The following is a 6731-nucleotide window of genomic DNA, read 5'->3' on the forward strand; positions in this document are numbered from 1 at the left end:
ATTAACTATATCAATACTCAAAGAAAAACACAAAATCCAAGTTCTATTAATCGTATTTTACAGAGCATTAAAAAGTATTATAATTACTTAGTAGATCGTGAATTAAGAGAAGATAATCCAGCACAGTTTATCAATTTAAAAGATGCTAAAAGAAGGAATAATCAAGTTCCAAAACGGCTTTTATCTTCAACTGAATTGCAGCAGCTTTGGCAACACTTTTTAGATAAAAAATACCGTTACAACCTCCTTAGAAATAGATCTATCATTAGCCTCTAATATTGTGTCTACCAATTTCCGTAAAGACTATTTTTAAATGATACTACCCCTGAGGTTAGCCAATTTATTCTTCCTTTTCCTATAAGAAATCGAATGGTATCTTGTGATCCCAATTTAATTCTTCCATTAATTCCTCCTCTCGATAAGACTGCATACCCCCCCCATGTACTAGAGTAAAGTTGTGCAGATGCAGGCGAATAAGGAAAATTCCAATTAAATGAGAACTCATAATCACAATCAGAGTCTCCAACATAAGTCGCATTATAATAATTATTACACTGATGGTTACCTGAAGAGGCAATAGTAGTTGGTATAACATAGTTATACCCTGGACATGAAGAGCGCGCAGAACTATAATTTGATGTTACTTCCATTTCATTTCTATAAATAAAGAATTCAATTGCTTTTTCTTGAATAGATTTATCCAATAATTCAATGACACGTATAGTTTCCACAGATTCAAAAACTTCATCAACCTGTTTAGTTGTAAGTACATTTAAATTACAGTCATATAACTCTAAACTCTTATCTTTCCATTCTTTCATAAATGCTTTGTGAATCTGATACAATTCATCTTTGGTTAATTGGTATTCATCATACAAATTCTTGTCCTCGCTAAACTTGATTTCAGTAACTTTTTGAGCCATTTGATCAAAGAAATAATTCAATTCTTCTTCAGAAAGTGCTTCAAATTTTTCTTGATATTTAGGATCTACAAAAAAGTAGCTCATTGGAGCTTCAACAATTTCTTCTACTAGAGCAGTACGTACTGTATCTGTCAAATCATTTTTCTGACATCCATAGAGCCCCATAAACAATAGAGCTATAGATAAAATAACTAATAAATTTTTCATAAAACTTTGGTTTAATAGTGATTAAATAATAATATTATTTGCTGATAAAAGCCAAGTAAAAAATATAAATTACTTGAATATGATCTAAATATTTATATTCTGAATTATTCTCAATAATACAAGCTCCCTAAAACAATAAAAAGCTCTATTTTAGAGGAACAATGCATTAAAAAAAGAAAAAACAAAACACAAGTCACTTAAAACCAATTAATTAAAAAACAAGATTATTACTAAAAAGTATTTTTACATTAAACAATAATGAAAAGAAAAACTCCATTATTAGATTTATTGCAAGGTTTTACTAAGAAAGAATTACAACAAATCAAAAGATTAGCTGAATCTTCTTATTGGGGAATGCTACCTCACCAGAAAACCCTAATGATTAAGTTAACTAGTAATTCAATAAAAAAAAGAGAAAAGGCTTACAGGGAAGAAGAGAAGAGAAATCCAAAAAACTTTCGAAAAACTAAAAATACGCTTAGAAAGTTCCTTGAGGATTATATTGTTCTTTTACTAAGTCGTGATAATTCCATAAATAGAGACATACAATTATTACATTATTACAATGATAGGGGGCTAGATAAAACCTACCAAGATGCTTCTAAATTACTTCAAAGAAAAATAGAAGAATATCCACAAGACTTGGACTCATCACTACAAAAGTTTAGATTCTATGAAATTCAAGCTTCTCGTTCTAGAAAAAGACATAAGTTTATGCCAGAATTGCCAAAAATGAAATCATCTTTGGAACAATTTTATCAGGAGCAGAAACATAGAATTTTTTGTGAAATAGAGAGTCAAAAACAAGGCATTAATGCATCATATACTATAGACTATGATAAGGGTATTATTCTAGAATTATTATCGCACTTACAAAAGCTTCTAGAACACAATACAAAAAACGAGGATAAAAAACAAAGTTACCTCCGACTCAAAAAACATCTTTTTGAAGAAGCAGAACTTTCAGGTACAAATATAAAAAAGATGATTTATATTCACCTGATAAATTTTTCTATCCATAAGATTAATGCTGGAATGTATACCTATGCAGACGAATCTTATGCTCTTATCCAACACATGATGGAAGATGATCTTTATTTGGAAAACAATCGTTTAGATTATGCTCGATTTAGAAATACCATCATGATATATGCTTTTAATGCGCCTACTAATACTGCACGAATAAGACTCTTTATCAAAAAATACTACAAATACCTTGATGCACTTAACCCATCAGTAATAAAAAACTTATACGAGTCATATATACTAATATTAGAGCAAAAATTCAATGAAGCTAAGAAAATATTAGATGATATAAAAGAGAATCATTGGAAGTACGTTGAAGATGCTTTCCATAAATTACAACATCGAAAAATGGAAATACAAATTATGTATTTGAAGTTGGCGAGTTCTTATTCAAGCTCTTTCCTTCAACCTAAAATTATTCCTCCCCAAATACATACACAAAGAATTGCTATAGAAAGAGAAATAAACCTATTTAAAGAATTTGTTGGCAAACAAGATGAATTCCGTGGCACTTCTGTTTTACAACTTTGCCAAAATTTTGGCAAATTACTTAGACGTCAAGTATTTTACCAAAACCTTACCACAGAAAAAATAGAAACAACAGCACTTGCTTTATCTGACAAACTATGGTTACTCTCCATTATATAACAAATACTAGAGCGCATTATTACTCCAGTATTTGTTTGTTTTATTTAAGCCTACAGATCAACTGTTTCTGTGATCACATCACCACTAGCAGTATAGACAAATATCTTATAAGTTTGTTTAAGCAGACTACTGCAATCGAAACTACAATTTGAAGTACCACAACCAGCGCTCTGGTACTCAAGTTCTAAACTAGAATAAAGTTCTACACTTTCTATTTGATCTGTAGGATCATTCAATATTACATGAAGAATCATATTCTCCATACTAATTACATTTCCTTGAGATTTTTCAGAAAAAATATTTATCAAAATCTGATTTCCCCCTCTAGGTGTAATAGTTTTAGAAGGATTTAGTAATCCTAGGCATAAAGCCGTTACAAATAATAACTCCATAGTGAAAAAATTAATACTATGGAGGACGTCCTCTCAAAAAGTTTAAAAATTAAATCCTCACCATCTTTGGGTGACAATTAGCGCTACTTCAAAGGTGGTTTAATTATAGAGGCATAACAATAATTACTATGGATTAATACTATTTAACTTTAATTAAAATTAATTAATTTAGATGTCTAAAATTGAAAAAAGAAAACAGCTATTATTAAAATTGATTCGGGAAGAAAAAGTCATGTTCTGGGTAGGTCCTAGACTATCAACAGAACAAGGTTTGGTACATCCTAGAGAGATGTTGCGTAATATGGCTGAGTGCTTTTTGCCCCAAAAAAAACAGTATGAAGACATTGTTAAGAAAGTAAGCTCTCGAATACAAGCCGAAATTTTCTATGAAGAATTACTTTATTTAGACACAAATGCTAAGCAATTTGATATTTTTAAATTGTACTCAACTTCATTTTTAAAAAAACTCAATATTCCTATTCTATATAACAAAACTCATTTGTTTTTAATAGAATATGCTTTTAATGCCGGCATTCCTATATTTACGACCAATGTAGATACTTTACTAGAAGATGCTTGCATAGAATTAAACTACAACTACAAAGTCATAATCCTTAATGAACAATTCCCTAAAAAACTTGACATTAGCCAATACAAAGAAAAACAAGTAATCATCGTTAAATTGAATGGCTCAATAAATATTAAATCAAACAATACTGTAGACCTTAATTCACTCAATCTAACTTTTAATGAATTATACAAAAACAACCACCGTGTAGCAGAGCTTCTATCCAATTCTTTGGAAAATTTACAAAGCGTGTTTATAGGTTATCAAGGTATGGAGATTGATAATTTTCCTCATTTAAATGATATTTTTGAAAAACATCATTCCCTATTAGATGAGACAAAAGATGCAAATAGGTACTTTTGGTTAGATCCTGTTATAGAAACTCATTCTCCATTAAGACAAGATTTCATTAGCTCTGAAAAGACTACGATTATAAATTGGTTATATGCTGGCGCACAAAAAATTCCAGAACATGCATCTAAAATTTTAAAACCTACTATCCATACAAAAGAAAAATCCTTTACTATTCCTACCACTATAAGGAAGGAACTAGGTAAAATTAAGATAGATATCCTAGATAAATTCTATCAAAAAAATAATGTTACCTATTATGAATCTCTATTGCTACTATTATTGGTATCTAAAAGAATATCAGCATATCCATCAGGGTATGAACTCTCGAACCAATTACTAAAAGATATACATCTACTATCTCCTAAAAAACAAGCTATTTTTTATAATATGCGTGCTGCTTATCTTCATAATAGGGGAACCTTTATAACTTTCAGAAAAAATATAAAGCAAATAATTAAACTTTATAAAGCACATCCTGACTTATATTGGTTTGCCTTAAAAGCAAAAACATCCCTTGCAGAAAGCTCTAGAATGCTATATGTAAACCCTGGTACCTTAGATGGAAATTATAAAATGGTAAGTATACTAATAGGTGCGATATTCACAATACTACACTTTCGTTATACTAGCCTAATTATCAAAAAGTATCAGAAACAATTAAATAACACTTCTAAACTTTCTATCGTAGAAACTATTGTTCTTCGATCCTTTATTGAACATGATATTCGCTTCTATGGTATGATTCAACATATTTATATAAGAAAACTAAGACGGAAAAATAAATACCTAAAAAAACTTCTAGAAAAACGTTGGAATGAAATCGAAGCTATCAGTAGAGAAAAAGGCTACTTAGGAGGCATTGGAAATGTTCAAAAATACCAAGTTAGTTTGCAAGGTGATAAATCCCTAACACAAAAAGAAGAAGGACAACATCTTTTCAACTTTATGACAGATCAAATAGGACAAGAACAAATTAATCTCAATCAAAGTTACAATAACCAATTAGTTGGTAATCATCTAAGGGCAAAAAAAATAGCTATTGAAGTTTATAAAAACGCTCTTAAATCTCAAAATAATCTCAATATTATTAAGGCATTATCCAATATAGTTAAGTGTAATGAAAAATTAGGCGTAAAACCTCTTCTCAATTCAGAACAATATAAAATACTGAAAGATACTTCTACAATAATAGAAGGATATATATGGAAGAAAAAAATAAACAAACTTATACGAAATGTCCAAAAATCTAAAAATGATATTAATTGAATCTAGTATATTCCAGCTCTAATATACACTCACTAGCCTTTAATTTATTTAGCAGGTTTTGTGGCACATATTCAGCTCCATAAATTTTAATAGAACTTAAACCTGTCAAGAAATCCAAAGATGACCAGTCATGAATAGAGTCAGCAGAAAAATGGAGACATTTTAAATTTGGAATATTTACAACTATATCTAATTGCTCTACTGGATTGAAACTAATATCTAAAAACCATAAACTATTTGATTTTAAAGACATGATATCGGTAATTTGATTATTACACAATATTAATTCTTCAAGATTTTGATATTTTTTGAGTGAACTTAACGCCATTTTATCTAATTGATTATAACTAATATTGCATTTGGAAAGATTTGGAATATCACCTAAATTATTTAGGTGTTTAATGGAACAATTATGAACTTCTAACTCTTCTAAGCATTCAAATAAACTTAACTGTTCTAATATTATAGTATTAAAAGATAAATCAGTCTCTTGAAGTTTTATTTTTTTTATTCTAGATACCTCATTAAATGTCATGTTATCCAAATCTTCCAACTTATTTTTAGATATATCAGTACAATAATATCCTGAAACAGTTTTGATTAAGGGATAAAATTCACGCCTAAAAACTAGTTCGTTATAAAATAGAACGGCATCTGATAAACCTGAAAATTCCTCTAATGTATTACTAATAACTTTACCATTTTCAAAATAATAACAAGCGAGCAAATATTCCATAAAAGAATTATGAACGAATACATATTGATCATTAGAATTACGTGTTAACAAAGAACGATGTCTGATACTTCCTTTATCTAAACGAACATCAAATCCATCTAACTCTTCTATGGTTAAGAAATACTCTTTTTTCTGATGCATGTAGTTTGCAATCTTCTTTGATGCATCAACTAACCAAGGTGCTCTTGTTTTTCCTTGTTCTCGCTCTGCCCATCTATCTACAATAATTTCATAAGATTCATATAGGCAAGTAGGGTTATATTTCTCTAAATCATCTATATATCGAATTAATAAAGGTCGCCGTTTAAGATCTTTAAATTTTTGTAAAAATTCCCAAGAAGTATTAAAATCTTCAAGCTTTCCTTTATACTTTTTCTGTAAAATTTCTCGTATCAAATCATCAGAAAAAGGAGTCATATAAAATCTAATGTATTCATGAAATTTAGGTCCAGTTCCACTATTCGGCAAATTTGTTATACTAGGTTCTAGGTTAACCTTGGGGAATATTTGGGGACGACTACTGATAACTGCCGTGTACCCCAAAAACAGAACCATTAGTTAAGTAAATAAAAAAGCTTAAATTAGAGGTATGAAAAAAAGAAAATTTACTG

Annotated in this window: 5 protein-coding genes and 1 pseudogene; 3 read left to right on the forward strand and 3 right to left on the reverse strand. The window is 29.3% G+C overall.

Going from position 1 to position 6731, the window contains the following annotated elements; genetic code table 11:
• A pseudogene (locus CG11_RS30730) lies at positions 1–276 on the forward strand (hypothetical protein); the annotation flags it as partial.
• 8 nt (positions 277–284) lie between these two features.
• On the opposite strand, the gene CG11_RS28390 reads toward CG11_RS30730, so the two are convergent.
• The gene (locus CG11_RS28390; RefSeq protein WP_052600298.1) at positions 285–1130 is read right to left on the reverse strand and encodes a hypothetical protein; all 846 of its coding nucleotides are present in this window, start codon (positions 1128–1130) and stop codon (positions 285–287) included.
• A 258-nt stretch (positions 1131–1388) separates the two neighbouring features.
• On the opposite strand from CG11_RS28390, the gene CG11_RS28395 reads away from it, so the two are divergent.
• The gene (locus CG11_RS28395) at positions 1389–2804 is read left to right on the forward strand and encodes a hypothetical protein (RefSeq protein ID WP_052600299.1); all 1416 of its coding nucleotides are present in this window, start codon (positions 1389–1391) and stop codon (positions 2802–2804) included.
• A gap of 50 nt (positions 2805–2854) precedes the next feature.
• Here the strand turns inward: CG11_RS28395 and CG11_RS28400 are convergent, their stop codons facing one another.
• Positions 2855–3196 carry a hypothetical protein gene (locus CG11_RS28400; protein ID WP_052600300.1) on the reverse strand — a complete coding sequence of 114 codons (342 nt, stop codon included), beginning with the start codon at positions 3194–3196 and terminating at the stop codon, positions 2855–2857.
• 172 nt (positions 3197–3368) lie between these two features.
• On the opposite strand from CG11_RS28400, the gene CG11_RS28405 reads away from it, so the two are divergent.
• Complete coding sequence (locus CG11_RS28405; protein WP_052600301.1) at positions 3369–5384, forward strand: SIR2 family protein; 2016 nt, start codon at positions 3369–3371, stop codon at positions 5382–5384.
• On the opposite strand, the gene CG11_RS28410 is transcribed toward CG11_RS28405, so the two are convergent.
• On the reverse strand, positions 5377–6537 hold the full coding sequence (locus tag CG11_RS28410; protein ID WP_156039962.1) for a hypothetical protein: 1161 nt from the start codon (positions 6535–6537) through the stop codon (positions 5377–5379). The genes CG11_RS28405 and CG11_RS28410 overlap by 8 nt on opposite strands.
• Positions 6538–6731: the final 194 nt, after the last annotated feature.

Source organism: Aureispira sp. CCB-QB1, from assembly GCF_000724545.1.
Classification (GTDB): domain Bacteria; phylum Bacteroidota; class Bacteroidia; order Chitinophagales; family Saprospiraceae; genus Aureispira.

Bases quoted from the DNA above. Each gene is read 5' to 3' on its own strand.
- CG11_RS28410 (WP_156039962.1), bottom strand. From the start codon at position 6,537: ATGACTCCTTTTTCTGATGATTTGATACGAGAAATTTTACAGAAAAAG.
- CG11_RS28405 (WP_052600301.1), top strand. From the start codon at position 3,369: ATGTCTAAAATTGAAAAAAGAAAACAGCTATTATTAAAATTGATTCGG.
- CG11_RS28395 (WP_052600299.1), top strand. From the start codon at position 1,389: ATGAAAAGAAAAACTCCATTATTAGATTTATTGCAAGGTTTTACTAAG.
- CG11_RS28400 (WP_052600300.1), bottom strand. From the start codon at position 3,196: ATGGAGTTATTATTTGTAACGGCTTTATGCCTAGGATTACTAAATCCT.
- CG11_RS28390 (WP_052600298.1), bottom strand. From the start codon at position 1,130: ATGAAAAATTTATTAGTTATTTTATCTATAGCTCTATTGTTTATGGGG.